Source organism: Ktedonobacter robiniae (genome assembly GCF_016587375.1).
GTDB lineage: Bacteria > Chloroflexota > Ktedonobacteria > Ktedonobacterales > Ktedonobacteraceae > Ktedonobacter > Ktedonobacter robiniae.
Genome location: NZ_BNJG01000003.1, coordinates 1,719,116 through 1,740,890, shown reverse-complemented (window position 1 = coordinate 1,740,890; position 21,775 = coordinate 1,719,116). Strand labels below are relative to the sequence as shown.

Annotated in this window: 16 protein-coding genes and 1 other annotated feature; of the genes, 10 read left to right on the top strand and 6 right to left on the bottom strand. The window is 55.7% G+C overall.

What is annotated here, in order from left to right:
* Positions 1-180: 180 nt before the first annotated feature.
* The gene (locus JMJ04_RS40025) at positions 181-927 is read right to left on the bottom strand and encodes a class I SAM-dependent methyltransferase (protein WP_201375945.1); all 747 of its coding nucleotides are present in this window, start codon (positions 925-927) and stop codon (positions 181-183) included.
* Between the two features lie 200 nt (positions 928-1,127).
* Here JMJ04_RS40025 and JMJ04_RS40020 point away from each other — a divergent pair, with 200 nt between their 5' ends.
* A complete protein-coding gene (locus tag JMJ04_RS40020) occupies positions 1,128-1,472 on the top strand; it encodes a PadR family transcriptional regulator (RefSeq protein WP_201375944.1) in 345 nt (114 codons plus the stop codon).
* Entirely contained in the window at positions 1,469-1,948 is a 480-nt protein-coding gene (locus JMJ04_RS40015) for an HAAS signaling domain-containing protein (protein WP_201375943.1), read from the top strand. Before JMJ04_RS40020 ends, JMJ04_RS40015 begins: the two co-directional genes overlap by 4 nt.
* 59 nt (positions 1,949-2,007) lie before the next feature.
* Here the strand turns inward: JMJ04_RS40015 and JMJ04_RS40010 are convergent, their stop codons facing one another.
* The 5 genes from JMJ04_RS40010 to ileS form a co-directional block, all read right to left on the bottom strand.
* The gene (locus JMJ04_RS40010) at positions 2,008-3,423 is read right to left on the bottom strand and encodes an ABC transporter permease (RefSeq protein WP_201375942.1); all 1,416 of its coding nucleotides are present in this window, start codon (positions 3,421-3,423) and stop codon (positions 2,008-2,010) included.
* A complete protein-coding gene (locus JMJ04_RS40005) occupies positions 3,420-4,217 on the bottom strand; it encodes an ABC transporter ATP-binding protein (RefSeq protein WP_201375941.1) in 798 nt (265 codons plus the stop codon). The genes JMJ04_RS40010 and JMJ04_RS40005 overlap by 4 nt, the downstream gene beginning before the upstream one ends.
* Before the next feature lie 2 nt (positions 4,218-4,219).
* Complete coding sequence (locus JMJ04_RS40000) at positions 4,220-5,839, bottom strand: efflux RND transporter periplasmic adaptor subunit (protein ID WP_201375940.1); 1,620 nt, start codon at positions 5,837-5,839, stop codon at positions 4,220-4,222.
* Positions 5,840-6,142: 303 nt separating this feature from the next.
* The gene (locus JMJ04_RS39995) at positions 6,143-6,901 is read right to left on the bottom strand and encodes a DUF5666 domain-containing protein (protein WP_201375939.1); all 759 of its coding nucleotides are present in this window, start codon (positions 6,899-6,901) and stop codon (positions 6,143-6,145) included.
* 316 nt (positions 6,902-7,217) lie between these two features.
* Positions 7,218-10,427, bottom strand: a complete 3,210-nt coding sequence (gene ileS, locus JMJ04_RS39990) for an isoleucine--tRNA ligase (RefSeq protein ID WP_201375938.1) — start codon at positions 10,425-10,427, stop codon at positions 7,218-7,220.
* 111 nt (positions 10,428-10,538) lie between these two features.
* Positions 10,539-10,803 (bottom strand) — a binding site (T-box leader).
* Positions 10,804-10,926: 123 nt separating this feature from the next.
* On the opposite strand from ileS, the gene JMJ04_RS39985 reads away from it, so the two are divergent.
* From JMJ04_RS39985 to JMJ04_RS39950, 8 genes are all read left to right on the top strand, one after another.
* Entirely contained in the window at positions 10,927-11,397 is a 471-nt protein-coding gene (locus JMJ04_RS39985) for a hypothetical protein (RefSeq protein WP_201375937.1), read from the top strand.
* Positions 11,398-11,933: 536 nt separating this feature from the next.
* Complete coding sequence (locus JMJ04_RS39980; protein WP_201375936.1) at positions 11,934-13,706, top strand: hypothetical protein; 1,773 nt, start codon at positions 11,934-11,936, stop codon at positions 13,704-13,706.
* A gap of 147 nt (positions 13,707-13,853) precedes the next feature.
* On the top strand, positions 13,854-14,867 hold the full coding sequence (locus tag JMJ04_RS39975; protein ID WP_201375935.1) for a zinc-dependent alcohol dehydrogenase: 1,014 nt from the start codon (positions 13,854-13,856) through the stop codon (positions 14,865-14,867).
* 243 nt (positions 14,868-15,110) lie between these two features.
* The gene (locus tag JMJ04_RS39970) at positions 15,111-16,232 is read left to right on the top strand and encodes a LacI family DNA-binding transcriptional regulator (protein ID WP_201375934.1); all 1,122 of its coding nucleotides are present in this window, start codon (positions 15,111-15,113) and stop codon (positions 16,230-16,232) included.
* 236 nt (positions 16,233-16,468) lie between these two features.
* On the top strand, positions 16,469-18,172 hold the full coding sequence (locus JMJ04_RS39965; protein WP_201375933.1) for an ABC transporter substrate-binding protein: 1,704 nt from the start codon (positions 16,469-16,471) through the stop codon (positions 18,170-18,172).
* Positions 18,173-18,271: 99 nt separating this feature from the next.
* Entirely contained in the window at positions 18,272-19,255 is a 984-nt protein-coding gene (locus tag JMJ04_RS39960; protein ID WP_201375932.1) for an ABC transporter permease, read from the top strand.
* Between the two features lie 6 nt (positions 19,256-19,261).
* Positions 19,262-20,290 (top strand): ABC transporter permease, encoded by a 1,029-nt coding sequence (locus tag JMJ04_RS39955; RefSeq protein ID WP_201375931.1) that lies wholly within the window; start codon positions 19,262-19,264, stop codon positions 20,288-20,290.
* 11 nt (positions 20,291-20,301) lie between these two features.
* A complete protein-coding gene (locus tag JMJ04_RS39950) occupies positions 20,302-21,693 on the top strand; it encodes a GH1 family beta-glucosidase (RefSeq protein WP_201375930.1) in 1,392 nt (463 codons plus the stop codon).
* Positions 21,694-21,775 lie beyond the last annotated feature (82 nt).

Sequence of the window (21,775 nt, the reverse complement as noted above, 5' to 3'; positions counted from 1 at the left end):
CCTATCCCTTTAATTATTGACAGAATCATACATATAAATGCATAAAAATATGCAAAGAAACACTCAAGATTCTAGCAATAATTAGCTCATGCAGTCAAAACAGGGACTAATTTCCTGTTCTAGCACGCATCGTTCGGGTAACGTCTTCTCGGGGCAATTCTTAAAAGAGCATAAGCTCGCCTACAGGTTATCTCCCTTCCTGCAACTCACAACCAGGATGCTGGGGACCTCCTGCCAGACTGGCCTGTCTGCACGTGAAACAGACGACGAAGTGGCGACGGCGGAAGTTCCAATTGGCTCGCTCAGGCGCTCAACCTGAAGTCCCGCCTCGGTAAGACTGTTGATGTAGGTCGAAAGTGTCCGATGATACGAGCCAACTTTTCCTGGAGGACCTGGTCGCGTATCTGAGCGCCAATGGCCCTCGACAAAATACCTGCCAATGGTTCGTACCACTCCCTCTGGCGTCTCCATCTCCCCCGACTGCGAGGTATGAAAGCATGGGTGGAGAATAGCAAAGACAAACCACCCTCCGGGTCGCAGAATGCGCGCGACGCTGTGAAGAGTCGGGGCCAGGTCTGGAATATCCATTAAGGCCATAAAACACACCACGCCATCGAAGAGACCAAGCACCTTAGCGTCAAGGGCGCGGGCATCGGCATCCACATACTCGATCCCAAGAGGATTGTGCTCCTCATGGCGACGCGCAATTGCAAGCAGCTTGGATGAGAGATCAACGCCGACCACGTGCGCACCCTGGTCTGCCAGGTGACGAGCCACTCGCCCCTGACCACAGCCAAGATCGCAAATACGGGTTCCCTCGACCTGGCCTATGAGCGCTTCGACGGAGGGAAAGAAAGGGTCTTCTCTCATCGAGTGCGTACCAATCCACTGATCATACCACTCAGCAATGTCGTCATAGGTCTGCATTAGCTTCCTATGCCTTCCTGGCTCTGACTAACTTATATTCATCACAGGCTCAGCATACCACACTCGCAAGCACCTTCTAGAGAAGCTAATTCAATGAAGATGTAATGGAATTTAGCCAAGAAAAAGATTTGTCATTCCTTACTATAGATTGCGGCACAATCTATATTGCTTTACTATCTAGATTGTGATACTATATAGCTATGAAAGCAGAAAGACGAACACAATGGCTTCGCGGGGTCCTCGATCTCTGCGTTCTGGGTGTGCTTGCCGATGGCGAATACTATGGGTACGCCATCACGCAGCGCCTGGAGCAAGCAGGGCTGGGACACATTAAAGGAGGCACGTTGTATCCCCTCCTGGCACGGCTCGAGGAAGCTGACCTGGTCACAAGCCGATGGACAGCTGGAGAACAAGGGCCAGGGCGCAAGTACTACACCCTGACACAACAAGGGCATCATACCTTTAAAGAACAAGCGGGGGATTGGACGTCCTTCACCGAACATGTCGCAACGTTAATCTATCCAAGGGGAGAGAAACAAGAATGACTGATACATATCTTGAGCAGCTTACCGCCTGTCTCCAACGCTATGGGTTGGACAACCACCAGATCGGCGAGATTCTCGCTGAGATAGAAAGTCACCTGGCGGAAAGCGGGGAAACGCCTCTGGAAGCTTTTGGACCTCCAGAGGTGTACGCTGAAGAGCGTGTGACTGCCCGCGAACGGGTCGCAGGAGGAGAAATGCAGCGCCGCACGTTTAGCGCCACAGCCTTCGATGAGATGGGCATTTTGCAAGAAGCAGGCAAGGCGGGTTGGGAACTCACAGGTGTCGCCGCATTTGCTCTGTATTGTCAGCGACCCTGGGATCCCGGAAACATTCAGCAGTGGGAGTACGCCCGTCGCATTAGCCTCAACCGTAACGCGATTATCAACGAGATGATAGCCGATCATTGGGAGCCTTGTGGAAACTGGACCCCGTTCCACTACTTCAAACGCCCTGTAAGATCTGCTACTGAAGAGTAAAGAACGGAAAATGAGGCGTTACCGGCACACGCTGGTAACGCCTCACCCGTAAAGTATCTTTATTCAGTACGCAAGGCGACGATGGGATCGAGTTGGGCGGCGCGTTGGGCCGGGTAGAAGCCGAAGACAACGCCGACGCCGGCGGAGAAGCCGAAGGCCAGCAGGACCGCCAGCGGACTCAGGACAAAGGGGGTGTTCGCGACAAGCGAAACGATAAATCCGCCTCCTATGCCTATAAGAATTCCTACCAGGCCGCCGAGCGCACTTAGCATCAGGGCCTCGATCAGAAACTGGGTCATGACATCACGAGGGCGCGCCCCGATGGCCATGCGGATCCCAATCTCACGCGTGCGCTCGGTGACTGAGACGAGCATGATGTTCATAATGCCAATGCCACCCACCAGCAGGGAGATGGCCGCCACGCTCACCAGCAGGAAGGTCAGAGCCTGCGTCGTCGTCTGGACCGTGTCCAGGACCTGCGCCTGGTTCTGGATCACAAAGTCGTCAGAGGCTGGATCGCCAATATGGTGCTGCTGCTCCAATACCTGCTGCACGGCGCTCTGGGTATCGGTCATATGGGATTGGTCGCTGACCAGCACATCAATTGAGCTAGCAAACTGGGACCCGGTGAGGCGCCTCTGCGCTGTGCTGAAGGGGACGTAGACGACATCGTCGGCGTCCTGCTGGCCCGCGCTGGCGCCTTTTGAGGCCAGCACGCCTACAACGGTAAAGGGAACGTTGCGGATACGAATTTGCTGTCCCAGCGGGTCAACGCCCTGGGGCGTGAACAAATTGTCCGCGACGGTCTGGCCGATGACCGCGACGGCGCCACCACTCTGCTCGTCCGTGTCGGAGATGAAGTTACCCTCCTGCATCTGCCAGCTATTGATTGTCTGGAACGAGGGATAGACCCCCTGGATGGTCGAGGCCCAGTTCTGGCCCTGGAAGATCACCTGGCCGCTGGCATTGGCAATAGGACTGACCGCCGAGACGTTGGGTACACGTGAAGAGAGCTCGTCGGCGTCAGCCTGCGTGAGCGTCTGCAGCGAACCCTGGCCCTGGCGAACGCCGCTCGAATTGGCACTTCCCGAGCGAATAACGAGCTCGTTGGGATTGAGCGTCGAGAGGCGCTGGTTAATGACCGCGGCGTTACTCTGGCTCACTGAGACCATGACAATGACCGCCCCCACGCCAATGATAATACCCAGCGAGGTCAAAAGCGAACGCATCTTGTTGGCCCGCAAGGCCACCACGGCGCTTGAGAAGCTCTGGTACAGGGCCAGGAGCCCTCGACGACGTCGCAATCTCCCGTCGCCAGGTCCCTTGCGCTCCAGAGGGGAGGTTGCGAGGGGTGGCGTGATCTTCGCCGTCTCTTGATCCGCAAAGGCAAACTCCTCGGGCGGGTCAAAGGCTGGCATTTTTATCGTGTCCTGGTCCTCAAGCATGATCTCCTGCTGCTCGTCTGGCGTGTTCATGGTAACTCCTCCGTTTCGTCTGGTGCCGACCATGAAGCAAGCTGCTCCTGCGCGGAGAGGGGGAAGGCGTTGACGCTATCTTCGCGAATTTTTCCATCTCGTAGCACCACTTTACGGTGGCAATAGTTCGCGATGTCTGGCTCATGCGTGACCAGGACAATAGTCATGCCACGTGCATTGAGCTTCTGAAGCACCATCATGATTTGGGTGCTTGTTTTTGTATCCAGGTTGCCAGTCGGCTCGTCAGCCAGGATCATGGCTGGCGAGGTGGCGAGTGCCCGCGCGATGGCGACGCGCTGCTGCTGACCACCTGAAAGCTCCATTGGGCGATGGTTGGCCCGGCTCCCCAGACCAACCAGCTTTAAGGCCCACAAGGCCCGTTTCTTGCGCCGCTCAGTAGAGACACCGGCATATATCAGTGGCAGCTCGACATTGGAGAAGGCACTCATCCAGGAGAGCAGGTTAAAGCTCTGAAAGACAAAGCCAATCTTCTGGTTGCGTACGTCCGCAAGCTCCCCTTTGTTCATCTGGCTCACGGAGATGCCATCCAGGTAGTATTTCCCGCCAGAGGGCCGATCCAGGCAGCCAAGGATATTCATCAACGTCGACTTGCCCGAGCCGGAGGGACCCATGATCGCGACCATCTCGCCCTTCTTGATCGAGAGATCGACGCCGCGCAAGGCCTGCACCTCCGTCCGCCCCATTTTATAGGACTTCTTGAGGCACTCCAGGCGAATGATTAGCGCGTTCTCTTCAGCGGTCGAGACTTCCACAGTCTGTTCTTGATCTAGCATGCTTAGTTTCCTCCGCGACCACCGGCGCCACCGTTGCCACCAGCACCTCCGTTACCACCGGTGCCGCCATTGCCACCACGACCACCAGCGCCGCCGTTGCCACCGCCGCCCAGGCGGAAGATGCCACCACCGCTGCCTGTACCACTACCTGAAGTGGTGCTGCTCCCACCAGTCTGACCGGTCACTACCTGGTCATTCGCGTTCAAGCCCGAGAGGACCTCGACATACTGCCCGTTATTCAGGCCAATCTTGATCACGGTGGGGGTCAGCTTGCCATCTTTCAATTGCAGGATAACCCTTGTATCGCTCTGCGCGCCGCCAGTGGATGAACCACCCAGGTTGTTTCTCAGCAACGAGAGATACTGGGTGCGATCAATCTCTCCGTTCTGTAAGGCAGTACTGGGGAAGCTCAAAGCAGTGGCCGGAATGAGCAAGGCATCGATACGCTGGGCCGTGGTGATATTGACCGTCGCTGTCATGCCGGGATAGACGCGGGCTGAGCCAATACTCTGATTATCCACCGCCAGCATGACCGTATAGTTCACGACGTTCGAGGTGACCTGACCAATGGTATTGATTGAGGCTACCGAGGCGCGGAAGGTCTGCGAAGGGTAAGCCGTGAGCGTAAACTGCGCGGGCTGCCCAACCTGGATGCTACCAATATCGGCCTCGTTGATCTGTGCCGAGACCATCAGCTTGCCCGTATCCGTCAGGATGATAAAGCCCTGACTGCTACTGCCGCTACTACTACTGCTACTGCTACTGCTACTGCTACTGCTGCTGACGCTACCGGAGGAGGAGACGTTCTGCCCAATAGTTCCATTGATAGTCGCCACGGTCGCGTCAACCGGGGACAGGAGCACGGCATTGGTATTGGCATTCTCCAGAGCGTGCTGGGCTATGGTCAACGACAGTAACGCTTTATTCAAATTGTCCTGCGCCGAGGTGACCTGGTTCTGCGCTGAGACTGCCTGGTTATATGTCGATGTATTGCTACTATCCGCCTGCTTCTGCGCCTGCGCGTACTTATCCTTCGCTTGCTGGCAAGTGATTTGAGGATTAGGCTTGCTACAGTTGCTCAGATCAGTCTGTTCCTGGTCATATGCCAGGTTTAAGTTCGCAGTGTTGACACCTTGCTGCTTGCTCACATTGTTCCAGGCAGTACCCGCCGAGTTGATGGCCGAGTTGAGCGAATCGCGGGCCGAGTTTACATCCAATTGCGCTTGCGCGATGTTATCCTGAAGGGTTGTGGTATCAACAGTCACCTTGGCCAACTTCTGCCCCTTGGTCACGTGTTGCCCAACCTGGACATCGATCTCGCTGATCTGGCCAGCGGTGCCAAAGTTCAAGGGATACTGCGCGTTCGCGGCTACAGGACCGGTCGCGGAGACCTTTACGCTGATATTTCCGGTCGTCGCGGCCACCTGGGTATACTGGATGGGCTTAGGCCTCGCCGTGCGCCAGTAGAGAGCGCCGCCCGCCAGCAGAACGACTATCAGAATGACCGAAACAATGATCATCCAGCGTGGGAAGCGCCGTCTCGCCTTCTCCTCGCCCTCCGGACCATCCAGATCTGGCTCTTCTTCATCTAACAAAGGAATATCTTCTATCTGTTCAGCCATATCTCTCTCTCATCTTTCATAAATATAGGCACTACGTTTACAACACCTCTCCAACCACATAGGCGCCCGATTTATCGCGCGTGAGGCGATTTATCGCAGTGATACAGGGTTGCAACAAATCACCCAATCCAAACATCGTTTGTCATAGAATAACCTCTCATCCAAAGACAATATACAGTGTTACAATAAATTACATGCTATTCTGCATCGCTGCGATAAATCGCCTTGTGCATGATAAATCGGGCACCTATAGATTTAAAGCACATGGATTTAGAAAGGTCATTACAAAACTGATGGTATTCATTAATTCGTGCTTCCGGCTGGCAGGATGGCAATGTTTTGCGCGTCAACGCTGCCGTCCTTCTCGGTGCTTCCGGTCACGGTTACAGTCTCGCCCGCTCTCAAGTCGGAGGCGGTCGCACTACTTATCTGCATAATGTTTGTGGTACTTGCCAGGTTGATGGTATAGTCATCACCCTTCGTATCCGTTACCGTCAATATATTATTGTTTAGTTGTCCCACGGTCCCACTCAGGATATGCGTGCCATTGGCGTTGGTGCGCACGCCACCATTGCCATTACCTTTACCGTTGCCAGTAGGAGTACGCTGGCGGGCAGGCACACAGTTCGCGTTCGGGTTGTTGCCACGCTGCTGCCGATTGTTCCCGAACGCGCCAGTATTTCTATCGGTAAGCACGATCTGGGTCGCCGTATATGTGCTGTTATCGCTATTTTGCTTCACGACAGCGGAGACAACCATGCCATCCTTCAAGCTACTGGCCGCGACGGCCTTCTCCTGCGTAAAACGCGTCGTCTTCTCGAGGTGGGCGGTGACGCTTTTCCCCTGCTGGTTCGTCACGGAAAGCGTATTCCCGTCAACGCTCTTGAGCGTCCCATTCACGGGCCTGAAACGGGCAGAAGAGGTACAATTGGTCGCCGTAGGAGTGGAACTTGCAGCGCTACCTTGAAAGGGGAATGAACCACACCCGCTCAGAAGGAGAGCGCAGAGCGAGAGTCCCGCGAACCCTCCAATAATAGTCTTATGCAAACGTTGCCCATACATTGAAATAGGCCTCCTTTTCGATACTGCACAAGGGGCTGTTCAGTATAGTTACGTGCTCCGCAACCACACTGCATGACATAATTAGAACTAATAAAACTCTTCAAAAATATATACGATAGATCTGTTAAAGCACACTTCAAGGACATATACCTCTCAAGATGAAAATCTAACACAGAGCCCCAGAAAAAACCTCAAGCAATTGTAAATTATTTGAAAATTTTCGCTCTACCAATCTTTTGCAGGTGCATAAACAAAAAGGCGAGCTGTTGTATACGCAACAGCTCGCCTTTTTGTTTAGTTAATATTAGTAATATTATTACACGCGCTGAACGGCAATGGTGACGTTGCCACCTTCGAGTTCGGCGATGGTAGTATGATAGCCACCGTTGCTCGCGCCAAGCTCCAGCGAGTTGGCCAGCGTCTCGCTGCTGATGACGCTGCTGTGAGAGTTCAGGACGGCTTGCAGGTCCAGCTTGCCCTCCGGTTGCAAACGCACCTGGATGCGATCCGTGATGCTAAAGCCGGCCGACTTACGCGCATCCTGGATCAGGCGTACCAGGTCGCGGGCGATGCCCTCCTGCGCCAATTCAGGCGATACCGTTGTGTTGAGGGCGACGACTAGACCGTCACTCTCCGCTACGGCATACCCCTCGGGTGAGGTGGCAAAGACCAGGACATCCTCGGAGACCAGTTGCAGTTCCTGTCCATTAACCTCTATGGCGACACTCTCGCCCTTCTCCAGCTTGTGGGCGGCCTGCGTGGCGGCCTCGCCCGTCAGAGCGCTCAGGGCGCTACGGACCTGCGGAATCAGGCGACCATGCTTCTTACCGAGCACCGGCAGGTTTGGCTTGAAGTAGTACTCCACCAGGCCATCCTCGACGCCCAGGAAGCGCACGCTTTTGATGTTTAGCTCATCGCGCAGCTCGCTCTCGAAGCGGCGCAGCCCCTCCACAGTAGCGTTGCTACGCGTCAGGCGAATGAGCAGCTCGCTCAAGGGCTGGCGGATACGCAGCGAGGCGTTCTGACGCGCCGAGCGCCCCAGGTTGACCGTCTCCAGCAGCAGCCCCATATCAGTAACGAGCTGGCTATCCAGGCGCGCAGGATTGGCCACCGGCCACTCGGCCATGTGTACGCTCTGCGGCGCGCTGGGATTCTGGCTGGCAACCAGGTTCTGGTAGAGCGACTCGCTGACATAGGGCGTAAAAGGTGCCATGAGCTTCGCCAGCGTCGTCAGGCAGGTATAGAGCGTGAGGTAAGCGGCGTGCTTATCCTGGTCGCTCTCGGCCTTCCAGAAGCGGCGGCGGTTGCGCCTGACATACCAGTTCGAGAGATCCTCGATAAAGCTGACCATCTGGCGCGTGGGACCATGAATATCATAGTTGTCGAGCATCCCAGTGACATCACCGATCAAGGCGTTCAAACGCGCCAGGATCCAGTGGTCGATCAACTGGAGTTCGGCGCCCGCGAAGGGATCGCCCTCTGTGGGCGCCTGCCAGCCGTCGATATTGGCGTAGGTCACGAAGAAGGCATAGGTGTTCCAGAGCGTCAGCAGGAACTGGCGCTGCATCTCGTTCACCAGATCGAACGAGAAGTTGCGCGAGTTGTAGGGCGGCGCGGAGGCACACATAAACCAGCGTGTCGAGTCGGCGCCGTAGGACTCCAGCAACTCCCAGGGGTTGACGACATTGCCACGCGACTTCGACATCTTCTCGCCCCTGGCGTCCAGGATATGGCCCAGGCAGATGACGTTCTTGTATGCCGGGCGATCAAAGAGCAGGGTCGAGATGGCGTGCAGGGTATAGAACCAGCCGCGCGTCTGGTCGATAGCCTCCGAGATGTAGTCGGCCTGACCCGCCTGCGCGAAGATCTCCTCGTTCTCGAAGGGATAGTGCCACTGCGCGACCGGCATCGAACCCGAGTCAAACCAGCAGTCGGCGACATCGGGGACGCGATGATAGCCACCGCCGCACTCGCAGCCCCAGGTGATCTCGTCCACATATGGGCGGTGCAGATCCAGCTCCTTCAGGTCGCGCCCGGCCTTCTGCGAAAGCTCGGCCACCGAACCAACCACGTCGGTCTTCTCGCACTTATCACAGATCCAGATCGGCAGGGGCGTGCCCCAGTAGCGTTCACGGCTCAAGGCCCAGTCAACGTTGTTCTCCAACCAGTTGCCGAAGCGCCCCGTCTTGATGTGCTCGGGAACCCAGTTGATCTGCTCATTGTTGCTCAGCATCTCATCGCGGAACTTCGTTGTACGCACATACCAGGAGGGCTTGGCATAGTAGAGCAAGGGTGTATGACAACGCCAGCAGAAGGGATAGCTGTGGCGCACGCGCTCGCCCTTGAAGAGCAGGCCGCGCTCCTTCAGATTGCGTGTGATAACGGGATCGGCCTTCTTAAAGAAGAGACCGCCGAAGCCCAGTTCATCATAGGCCGAGAGCGTATTACCTGCCAGATCGACCGAGAAGAGCGTTGGCAGGCCATGGGTGCGCCCGATCTCCAGGTCACCATAGGCAGGCGCGATATGCACCAGGCCCGAGCCATCCTCCAGCGAGACATAGTCGTCGGCGATGACGCAGTAAGTGTTCTCCCAATCCACCTGCTCGCCCACGCCAGGAACACCCTTGAAGAGGTTCTCATAGCGCAAGTCGCGCAACTGATTGCCCTTGAAGGTCGCCAGGACGGTGTATGTGCCCTCACCCAGGACCTTGTCGGCCAGGGCCTGCACCAGCAGCAAGCGCTCATCCTTATACTCAACCAGTACATAGTCGGCATCGGGCTTGACCGCAACCGCCACATTAGCAGGCAGGGTCCAGGGCGTGGTCGTCCAGACCAGCAGGGAGGCACCCGCTAGCTGCGAAGCCAGTTCATGCCCCGTCTGGCGCACGCGGAAGCGCACCCAGACGGAGGGGTCATCGACGTTGTCCTCAAAGCCCTGCGAGACCTCGTGGTCTGAGAGCGAGGTGCCACAGCGTGGGCAGTGCATCGTGACTTTATAGTCACGGAAGAGCAGGCCCCGATCCCAGAAGGTTCTGAGAATCCACCACAGGGACTCGATATATTCATTGGTATAGGTGATATAGGGATCTTTGAGGTCGATCCAGTAGGCGATGCGGTTCGTCAGCCGCTCCCACTCCTGGACATAGTTCCAGACACTCTCTTTACAAGCCTTGTTAAACTCGGCGATACCATACTTCTCGATATCGGGCTTGCCCGAGAAACCAAGCTGCTTCTCCACCTCAAGCTCAACGGGAAGACCATGCGTATCCCAACCGCCGCGTGCGCCCAGGATATACTGGCCCCGCATGCGCCGGTAACGGATCACGACATCCTTGCTTGTGCGCGACTCGATATGGTGCACGCCCGGGCGACCATTGGCGGTCGGCGGCCCCTCAAAGAAGACAAACGGCTGCTTCCGGTCTCCATGGGCGAGCACCTTCTCGACCACGCCATGCTCCTGCCACCACTGCTCCACCTGCTGTTCGAGGGCAGGAAATGATTGCCTCGTCTCAATCTCTTTAAACATGCTCTTCAACGCTCCAGATACTGTCTACAACCAACCATGCGCTATTCGGATATTCGGGTAGCTTTCTAATGAAACAATCGGAAAAAAGTGCATAAAAAAAAGCCCGCCCCAACTGGGGACGAAGCTTGAAAGGTTCGCGGTACCACCCCTATTGACGTCCCTTCACAGCCCTATGAGGGCAAGGCACGTCCACTCGATGAGATGCCAACACATCTCTGCCCGCTAACGGGGGCAAGGCCGGTCCGCTTACTTGTCAGGCGACGTTCGGCGTTCAGTTCAGGAGTGATATTCGGCGCGTCTCCAGTAGCACTCTCATCAGCCGTGCTCTTTCTGTACCGGGCAACCTGCGCGTACTCGTCTCCCTCAACACTTTTCAGTGAGTTCGGTCATCTGCATTATAGCACACCCGTCCACCCTATAAAAGAGGTTCATTGGAGGATACAAAAGGTTCGACGTTGTTCTATAATAGAACTCAACAATAATAGGAGGGTAAAGAGGCATGAATAGAGGCACAAAGCAAACCTGGCGCCAAGGAATACTCTTTGCTACGATGATGACGGGCATGGTGATTGGCATTATTTTTGGTATTTTGGGGAAGAACTCTTTTGATCCTGACAGGCTTTTTTGGAAGTACCCACAAAACAACTCCTTTTTGTGGATCTCTACCATAGCTTTCTTCATAGCAGCGGCTTTGTCGCACACTACATGGCTACTGTTTAGAGTAGACATGGCAAGAAGAGATATACTTACTGACAAAAAATCAGCATTTTACATGTATGGTAAAGATCCTCGGGCAATCAAGTTAACTTACCTGGCACTCTTTCCAAGTATCTCTATCAGATGGGCACTTGGAAATTTGGCCGATATCAGCCACCTTGAAATTTTCTTGTGGATGGAAGGTGTAGTTTTCCTTGTAATTATAGTTACTCTTACTGGTGGCATGATTCTGCTATTTAAAGGCTATCGCTAAAGAGCACAAGAGCGAGCAATGAGATAGCAGGCCCGAGTAGAATGCCTTTTTGTGCCACCCGGCAAGCCTACCACCCATGCAGGTGCGTAAGGAAGAGTGCTTATAAATCGCGCACCTACCTTGCACACCTACCGGGCGGCTGCATTTCGCATTATGCGACACACAAGGATCGCACACCTATCCTTTTTCTCCGGGCGAACATGAGCGCATTGACCTTCCCAATGCAGTCGCTCAGCAGGGACGAAAGGTAGGTGCGCGATTTATAAGCACCTACCTTTCGTCCCTGCATGAGCGACGCGCCTCTCACCCTCTCCTTTCGCCTCTGTGTGGTCACCAAACATGATATGTAGGACGCGCTGCTAACCCCCATTCGGGGCAAGCGCACGCGCCTACATATCATGTTTGGTTTTACAAATCCAACATATCACCTGTCAAAACTCATGCAACAAAAACGGTATCTTATACGTTCTATATGTAGAGATACCTGCCCTACTATGTATGTGTGGATATGTTGTGTGGAAAAGAAAGTGGGCACTATGACCAATCTTCTCTTTACTCAACCTCCTCTTGTACAAGCTATACAACAAGACACTCTCCATTTCAACCGCAATCAGACTATACGAAACGCTCACCCCTCTCTGATACAACTACTCGACCTTCTCTTGCCCGCCAGTGGCGGCCTGAGCTTTTTGGAGGCGTTTCTCTCCCAGGCCACTGTGGCGATGGCACCTGGCGAGACGGCAATTGTGCGGGCGCGCAATCAGCGCTGGCTGGCACAGTTGTTGGGCATGGACTATGACCGACTCAATAAATATGTGCTGGTACTGCAACATATGCAGGTGCTCCAGGTGCGTGAGGAATCGCCTGGGGTCGCGCTCTACCTGCCCCTGGGAGAGCCACGCCTGGCGCATCCCGACGCCCTGGATGCCCTGACTTCCTACCGGCCCAAGGTGGCCTCCTTCGCTCGCCAGGTTAAGCAACGCTGGCTGACCCTGCTCCAGACCGGTGACACCTGTGTTACGTCCTACACATCTCAGTTTATGCCTATGACCCTGCCAGATACACCGCATTCCACACCCAATGGACTCATGGTGACGCTTGCGGATGTGCAACAGGCGATTCTCGACCTGTATGGCGCGTCTGGCGCCTCGATCGCAGTCCGCGTGCTCGACTACATTCAGCAGCAGGCGACTCCTCCCGCGAAACTCTCCGCCACAAAAGGCGACTTGCCCTCTCAAAATGGCGACTCGCCTTTGTTGAAGAAAAAACACATTGGCGACTCGGCTACCAGAAATGGCGACTGGTCGTCTCTAAAGGGAATGCTCACAGGTGACTCGTTCCCGCTAAATGGCGACTCGCCTTTTGTGATGGCAACTCCAATTGGCGACTCGTTCCCGCTAAATGGCGACTCGCCTTCTGCATGGGCGACTCCAATTGGCGATCTGGATGATCAAAAAGGCGACTCGTCTGCTACTGAGTCGCCAGAAAACAGGCGACTGGTCGCCACACATATAGGCTGCTCAAGGGCGACTTCAGCTCGAAACATGGGCGACTCATCTTCAGAGATGTTTGCTAATCCCTATAACGTTAACGTTACGCTTAAAGAAATAATAAATACAATAAACGTTAACGTTAGGAAAGTTGCAAGCTACCTGTACCAGCTTTTTGGCGAGGACTCACAGCTACAGGGGTACTACATCAATCTCTACAAGCAGCACACCAACCCGCAAGCCTGGCTAGGTGCTCTGCTGGAGACCTTGATTGCTCACGAGCGTGGCACGGTACACAAGCCTGGCAAATACTTCTACAAGCGCTGTGTGGCTCTACACCAGGGACTCCCCGCCGAGACCGAGAAGCTTATCTCCCAGTTCGGCGGCTACACCTATGCCCAGCTCCAGGAGCATCTGCGCGGCTCTAGCTCGCCTGCTCAAGCGACCATACAAACGCCAGCTAACAGCCAACCAGCTACTCCCCAGGATACAGCTAGCAGCCAGCCAGCGGCCTCGCAGGCAGGGAAAAAACCCTTGAAACCAGCAACCCCGCTCTACATCCCTCGTGATAAACAGCATCCTGGCATGTCGGAGGAGACGGTAAATAAAGTCCGCCAACGCATCCGAGATCACACCATACGCTACCTCCTGGACATCATTCCCTATCGCCAGCAGGACGGCACCTTTAGCCTGCTACTCGCCAGCGTTGGCAAACACCAGCGCTGGATTTATAGCCCGGAGGAGTGGGAAGAGGCCTACACCCTTATGTGCCAGACAGACCGCTTCTGGAGCATCTTCGCCGAACCAACCGCCATATAGGGTCCATGCTGGCATGGACTCCCGAGGCTCGCAGTCCATGCCAGCATGGACCCTACAGGACAGGAAGCGTTGACGCGCACTTCTCCGCGTTACTATACTGAAGAGCGCATGGGAGCAAATCTGTTTATTCTGGAAGGAGCCCTTTACATGAAATCGCTGAATGTCATTTTCACGGGTAAGAACCAGGTCGAGGTACACGAAGAGGCTGTACGCGAGTTGGGACCCGATGATTTTCTGCTCCAGGCCACGCGGTCCCTCATCAGTACAGGAACCGAGGGCATCTGTTTGAGCCGCAACTTTGAGCCTGGCTCGCACTGGGATAACTGGGTCAAATATCCCTTTCATCCTGGCTATAGCATGGTTGGGCGCGTCATCGCCGTTGGCAAGAATGTTCAGCATGTACGAGAAGGGGAGCGCGTGGCCCTGCGCCACAACCACAAGCAGTATTCGGTCGTTCGCGCCGACGAGGATATCTATCGTATCCCCGAGGGCGTGAGCGACGAGGACGCGACCTGGTTTCACCTGGCAACCATCGTGCAGGTCGGGATCAGGCGCGCCGAGCACCGACTAGGCGATGATGTGGCGGTAGTGGGCCTGGGCCTGCTGGGTCAGCTCGTCACGCAATATACGCGCCTGCTTGGTGCGCGCCAGATTATCGCCATCGACGTAGCGGAGCAGCGCCTGGTCATAGCCCAGGCCCATGGCGCGACCACAGTGCTCCAGATGGGGGTGGAGCAGGCCCGTGAGGAGGTCTTGCGCCTGACCGAGAACCAGGGCGTCAATGTGGTATATGACGTAACGGGTGCCGCGCCAGTCTTCGCGCAGGCTCTGCCCCTGCTGCGCTCCTTTGGCCGCCTGGTGCTGCTCGGTGATACTGGCACTCCCACGGCACAGCATCTGACCAAAGATGTCATCACAAAGGGGCTGACCATTGTGGGTGCGCACGACATGCACGCCGAGTTCCCATCTAGCGACTCCGCCCACTGGAACAACCTGCGCCAGGCCGAACTTTTCTTCCGCTATTTACAGCGTGGCGATATGCACGTCAATAACCTCATCACACACCGCTACTCGCCCCACGAGGCACCCGAGGCATACGCCATGCTCCAGGAGCGCCGCGCCAGCGCCATGGGCGTCATCTTCGACTGGACCCGTTTGTAGTAATTTTTTTCTGCTGATTATATTGGGGAACCCCAATATAATCAGCAGAAAAACCCTTGACTTTTAATCTACTCATCAGTATACTTCTTTGTAAGCGTTACCGTAACCGATTACGGAACGATATTTATTTCGTGACAGCCTTGTTTCTCTTTCCTTTACACACGCAGACTTCTCTATGTAAGAGGCGATGCGTGCGCGACCCTGGTCTATGCGATGTAGCTAACCGATAAGGATAAGATATTTATGGCGAGGAAGCGTACCATTGGCGATATTGCTCTCCTGGCAGGTGTCTCAAAAGCAACTGTTTCGCGTGTTCTCAACCAGAAGCCTGATGTTGATCCAACCACGCGTGAGCGTATCCTTCGTATTGTCGAAGAAGAAGGCTTTGTCCCAAGCCTGACTGCGGCGGGCCTCGCTCGCAGGCATAGTCACCTGATTGGCGTTCTGGTTCCCTCTTTCACCTGGCCTATGGTCCCCGATATCGTTTGTGGCGTCGCTGAAGCTATCGGCCTTACCCCCTATGAACTCGTGCTCTATAGCATCAATGACAAGACTCGTGCCGATGACAAGGGCGACATCATCGATCACATCCTGGCCTCCGACCTCGTCGCAGGCCTGCTCTCGATTCTGCCGGGACTCCCCGCTAAACATGTCATACGCCTGCACCAGCATGGCTTCCCTGTGGTTATGATCGATGACCGGGAGCTTCCTTCGGATGTCCCCTGGATCAGTGCAGATAACCAGCAAGGCGCCTATGAGGCGGTATGCCACCTGTTGAAGCTCGGCCACCGCCGGATCGCTCACATCCAGGGTCCCGTAGATCTTTACTGTTCCCGCCAGCGCTACCAGGGCTACTGCCGGGCGCTTGAGGATTATGGTATACCCGTCGATCCCACACTCGTTGTCGAGGGCCTGTTTAGGCGTAAATCGGGAATGGAGGCCATGCAGAAGCTACTCTCGCTTCCACAGAGGCAACGCCCCACGGCTATTTTTGCGGCCAGCGACGATATGGCTTATGGCGTTATAGCATACGCCGAAGAACATGGTATACGCATTCCAGACGATCTGGCCCTGGTCGGCTTTGATGGCATCTCCTCTTCCGCGCATGTACGACCACCCTTGACGACCGTTAAGCAGCCCTTTCAAGAGATGGGGCGACAGGGCGCAAAGTTGCTGATCTCCATGATTGAACTGGCTCATCGGCAACGCGCATATATCCCACCGGGAGCCGGTAAACACGCGACACCACTCCAGCCAGAGGACGAGCAGGTTCAGCAAATCCAACTGGCAACCAGTCTCCTGGTACGCGCCTCCTGCGGCGCGAGGCAGAACCAGGCAGTTTCATCTATAGAACAGGTAACATAAAGCGCTTCCCAAGGATCAGCATTGTTCACGAACTCATCTTATGAGATTAGTGTGTCGCCGAGGCCAGGCATGCAGCCTATCACTCATTGTATGCCTGACCCGGGCGAGTCACCTATAGCGCCCACAGCGCAAATTTATGACTATAGAAAGGAGCTTATATCGAACCCTATCAGTTTAGCAGCTTTTCAATGACGAATGGACTAAACTTGTTTCTCTGTTTTTTTAAGGAGGTTTCAATGACACTGCGATCTCTAACAAGGTTCTTCAAAGCGAAGAAGAACACTGGAGCATTGCTCACTACGCTCCTACTTGTCCTGGGCATGGTCCTGGCCGCCTGCGGTGGGAGCACCGGCAGCGGCAGTGGGCAGAATGCGCACAATAATTATCTGACGATCTCAACCGGACCAACCGGCGACTTCACCAAAAACTTTGGGCCTTATACTCCTAACGCCAATCCGGGCACCGTAGGTATGGTCTATGAGACCCTTCTCTACGTCAACGGCTTTAGCGGTAAGGTCACGCCCTGGCTGGCGACCGACTATAAGTTCTCCAGTGATAACAAGACGCTGACCTTCACCACGCGCCAGAATGTCAAGTGGTCCGATGGACAGCCCTTCTCCGCCGACGATGTTGCTTTTACCCTCAACCTGTTTAAGCAGTATCCCGCGACGGACACCAACGGCCTCTGGAACTATTTTGACAGCGTAACCGCATCCGATGACCACACCGTCGTTATCACCATGAAGAAGGTGTACACACCTATTCTCTATAGCGTCGGTGGCACAACCTGGATCGTTCCCAAGCATCTCTGGGCGAATGTGGGCGATCCATCGAAGTATACCAATCCAACTCCTGTGGGTACCGGCCCCTTCACGCTGAAGTCCTTCAGCCCTCAGTTGCTGGACTACACCAAGAACCCCAGCTACTGGCAGGCGGATCAGCTGAAAGTCAATGAACTGCGTTACCCGTCGTACAACTCCAACCAGTCCCTGGAACTGGATATGGACAAAGGTAACCTCGACTGGGTCAGCCTGTTCACACCGAACCTGCAAAAAGGCTATATCGACCGCGACCCCCAGCACAACAAATACTGGTTCCCTTCGGGCAACAACGTCTCGCTCTTCATGAACCTGACGAAAGCCCCCTTCAACAACGTCAATGTCCGTAAGGCCATCAGTATGGCGCTGGATCGCGACAAGATGTTCCATGTTGCGGAGAGCAACTTCGAGCCTGTCGCCAACCCGACCGGCCTGATCCTTCCCGCGCAGAAGGATTACCTCAACCCCGAGTATCAGAACCTGACCTACCAGGCCCCCAACGTCTCTCAGGCGACACAACTGCTGGAGAGCGCCGGCTTGAAGAAGGGTTCCGATGGCATCTATGTCGATAAAGACGGCAAGAAGCTCTCCTTCAACCTGAACGTGGTCACTGGCTGGAGCGACTGGGTCACCATGTGCCAGATGGTCAACAGCGACCTGAAGGCTATCGGTATCCAGACCAACGTAAACGCCATTGCGTACAACTCCTATGTGAATGCCCTCAATACCGGCAGCTTTGATATGAGCATTGGTAGCGTCGGCAGTGGTCCCTCGCCGTTCTATACCTATAACAACGTGCTCAGCAAGGCCAAGTCCGCTCCTATTGGGGGAACAGCGGTCTCCAACTACGAGCGCTGGGAGGATCCGACGACCGATAGTCTGTTAACTCAGTATTCGACGACGACCGATCCCAACGTGCAGAAACAGGCCATTCAGGGTCTGGAGAAGATCATGGTCGAGCAAGTTCCGATCATCACACTGGTCTACGGTGCGGACTGGAACGAGTACAGCACCAAGAACTTCACAGGCTGGCCCACAGCTGACAATCCGTACGCGGTTCCGCCACCCTGGCAGTACCCCGATGCGGCCGTTGTCATACTCCACCTGTCACCTGCACAATAGTCTCTCGTAACGCTTGTTCTGGAGAGTTTCTGGGCCTCATCAGCCCAGAAACTCTTCCATGCTTCAGAGGCTTTGCCCTATTCACAAAGGAGTTCCTGTATGCGTCACCTGTTACGCCGCCTGGGCTTTTATCTCATTGCCTTGTGGGCGTCGCTCACCCTCAATTTCCTGATCCCGCGCCTGGCGCCTGGCAATCCAGCATTGATCTTTGTGGCTCGCTTCCAGGGTCGCATCAGGCCCGAGGCCATTCACGCGATTGAACTACAATTTGGTATTACCAACGATCCGCTCTGGGTGCAGTATTTCCAGTATCTTAACAATCTGCTCCACGGCAACCTTGGCCTCTCCATCACCTACTTCCCAACGCCAGTGGCGGAAGCCATCGGGCAGGAACTCCCCTGGACACTGGTCCTGGTGCTGGTCTCGCTGGTCCTTAGCTTTGCCCTGGGGACGCTCCTGGGCGTTATCATCGCCTGGCGCCGCAACTCCTTCCTGGATAGCCTGCTGCCACCCCTCATGACCTTTATCTCGGCCATCCCTTACTTCTGCCTGGCCCTAATCCTGCTCTACATCTTTGGTTTTACCCTCAACTGGTTCCCCGTCAGCGGCGGCTATGATCGCTTCATTTCGCCCGATTGGTCGCCCGATTTTATCTCCAGCGCTATCCAGCATGCCATCCTACCCGCCATCACCTTTGTTGTGGCCAGCATCTCGGGCTGGATGCTTGGTATGCGTAATGCTATGATTATGACGCTCTCTGAAGATTATGTGCTCATGGCCCAGGCCAAGGGGCTTGCCACGCGCCGCGTCATGCTCAACTATGCCGCGCGCAACGCCATTCTGCCCAATATCACCGGTTTCGCTATCGCGCTTGGCCAGGTGGTCGCGGGCCAGCTCTTCCTCGAAATCGTCTTCTCTTATCCAGGCATTGGCTACTCGCTTTTCCAGGCAGTGCAGAACTCGGATTATGCCTTGATGCAGGGCATCTTCCTCATTATTACGGTCGCCGTTATGAGCGCCAACTTCCTGGTTGACATGGTCTACACTGTGCTTGATCCGCGTGTTCGCCAAGAAAGGGGTTAAACATTTATGAGTTCGACTCAACCTGACACAACCAATACCCTGGCAACAGGCAGCTCAACACATGCCGCGTCACGCACCAGCACCGAGAGCACCCTTACCGTTGGGGCTTCGGGCATGGCGGGCGTCGGAGCGCCACCTCCCACCACTGGGCGTCTGCGTGACCTCTGGCGCCTGGTCACGGTCAATCGCAAGGTCGGCGCAGGCCTGGTCATCCTGGCCATTTTTATCCTTATCGCGCTCTTCGGCCCAGTGTTTATCCATACCGATCCTAACGCCCTCAATGTTGGACCTAACCTGGCTTCGCCCTCGGGCCAGTTCTTGTTCGGCACGACACAAACCGGGCAGGATGTCTTCGCCCAGACCATTGTTGGCGCACGCTCCTCCATTCTCTGGGGCTTCATAACCGGGCTACTTATCACGGCTTTCTCGACCGCCATCGGGCTGATCGCGGGCTACTTCGGCGGGATCGTTGATGATATCCTCTCGGTTTTCATCAATATCTTCCTGGTCATCCCTGGCCTCCCCCTGGCTATCGTGCTGGCGGCCTTCTTCCCCGTCAAGGGCGACCTGACCATCGCACTGGTTCTGACGGTGACGAGCTGGTCCTGGAATGCACGCGTTATTCGCGCACAGACCATGTCGATGCGCAGCCGTGATTTTGTGCAGGCCGCTCAATCCAGTGGAGAAAACACCCTTCACATCATCTTTGCCGAGATCCTGCCCAACGAGATCGCGATTGTCATGTCGGGTTTCATTGGCACCGTGATCTACGCCATCCTGGCTGCTTCCGGACTGCAATTCCTGGGCCTGGGCGATATTACTAGCGTCAGTTGGGGCTCTATGCTCTACTGGGTCAATAATAATGACGCCATTCTTCAGGGTGCTTACTGGTGGTTCCTGCCGCCCGCGCTCTGCATCGCTTTCGTGGGCACGGCCCTCACGCTGATCAACTTCGGCGTCGATGAATTCGCCAATCCACGCCTGCGTAGCGAACGCAAACCTAAAGGCGAGAAAATCCAAAACCTGGTGGCTTAGTAAGGATAGATATGACGACAACCAGCAACTCCGAACAAACACAGCTCAGCCTGGCAAAGCTCTTCCCGGCTAATTTCCTCTGGGGGGCCGCTACGGCCTCCTACCAGATTGAGGGCGCGACCCATGAGGATGGTCGCGGTCCCTCGATCTGGGACACCTTTGCCGCGACCCCCGGCAAGGTCTACCAGGGCCATAATGGCGATGTCGCCGATGACCACTATCACCGCGTAGACGAAGATATCGCGCTCATGACGCGCCTGGGCCTGGGCGCATACCGCTTCTCCATCGCCTGGCCGCGCATCCTGCCCCAGGGACACGGAGACGTCAACCCCCGTGGGCTGGATTTCTACGAGCGCCTGGTTGATGCCCTGCTCAGCAAGGGCATCCAACCTTTCGCGACCCTCTATCACTGGGATCTCCCCCAGGCCCTGGAGGATAAGGGTGGCTGGCGCAACCGCGAGACAGCCTTCGCCTTCGCCGAGTATGCAGAAATTGTGGCCCGGCGGCTTGGCGACCGCGTCGCGGGCTGGATTACCCTCAATGAGCCGTGGTGCTCGGCCTATCTAGGCTATGGCAATGGCGTTCACGCGCCCGGCGTACAGGATCGTCAGAGCGCGCTGGACGCAGGCCACCACCTCTTACTGGGACATGGCCTCGCCCTGCCACGTATCCGCGCCCACGTCACCAACGACGCCCAGGTCGGCATTACCCTGAACTTTACCCCTGGCTATCCCGCCGACGACCGACCCGAGACCCTACGCGACCTGGCACACTACGACGCCTTCAGTGACCGCTGGTTCCTCGATCCAATCGTTCGCGGCAGCTATCCCGAAGACTTCTTTAAAAACATGGCGCTCCAGGCCCCTCCCATCGAGGACGGCGACCTGGAGATTATATCGGCCCCTATCGACTTCCTGGGCGTCAATAACTATACCCGCAGTGTCATTCGTGGCACCGAGCCCGCGCCCCTGGCCGATGCCTGCCAATTGGTTGCTCCCATTCCCAGTGCCAGCTATACCGAGATGAGCTGGGAGGTCTATCCCAACGCCCTCTCCGAACTCCTGGTACGCCTGCATAAAGAGTATGCCCTGCCCAAACTCTACGTCACCGAGAATGGCTCGGCCTTCCGCGACCAGTGGGATGGTGGCGAGCACGTACACGATCCACGCCGCCTCTCTTACCTGCAAGGGCATCTCCAGGGCATCGTGCGCGCCATCGAGCAGGGCGCACCCGTCCAGGGCTATTTCACCTGGTCGTTGCTAGACAACTACGAATGGGCCGAGGGCTACAGCAAGCGCTTCGGCATCATCTATGTCGACTATGACAGCCAGCGCCGCATCATCAAAGACAGCGGCCTCTGGTACGCCGACCTCATCCAGAAATACAAAGAGGAACAGGCATAGATCTTTGGGCGGGTAAGGGATGTGGTGACGGTGTGGCTTCGCCACACCGTCACCACATCCCTTACCCGCCCAAAGCATTGAT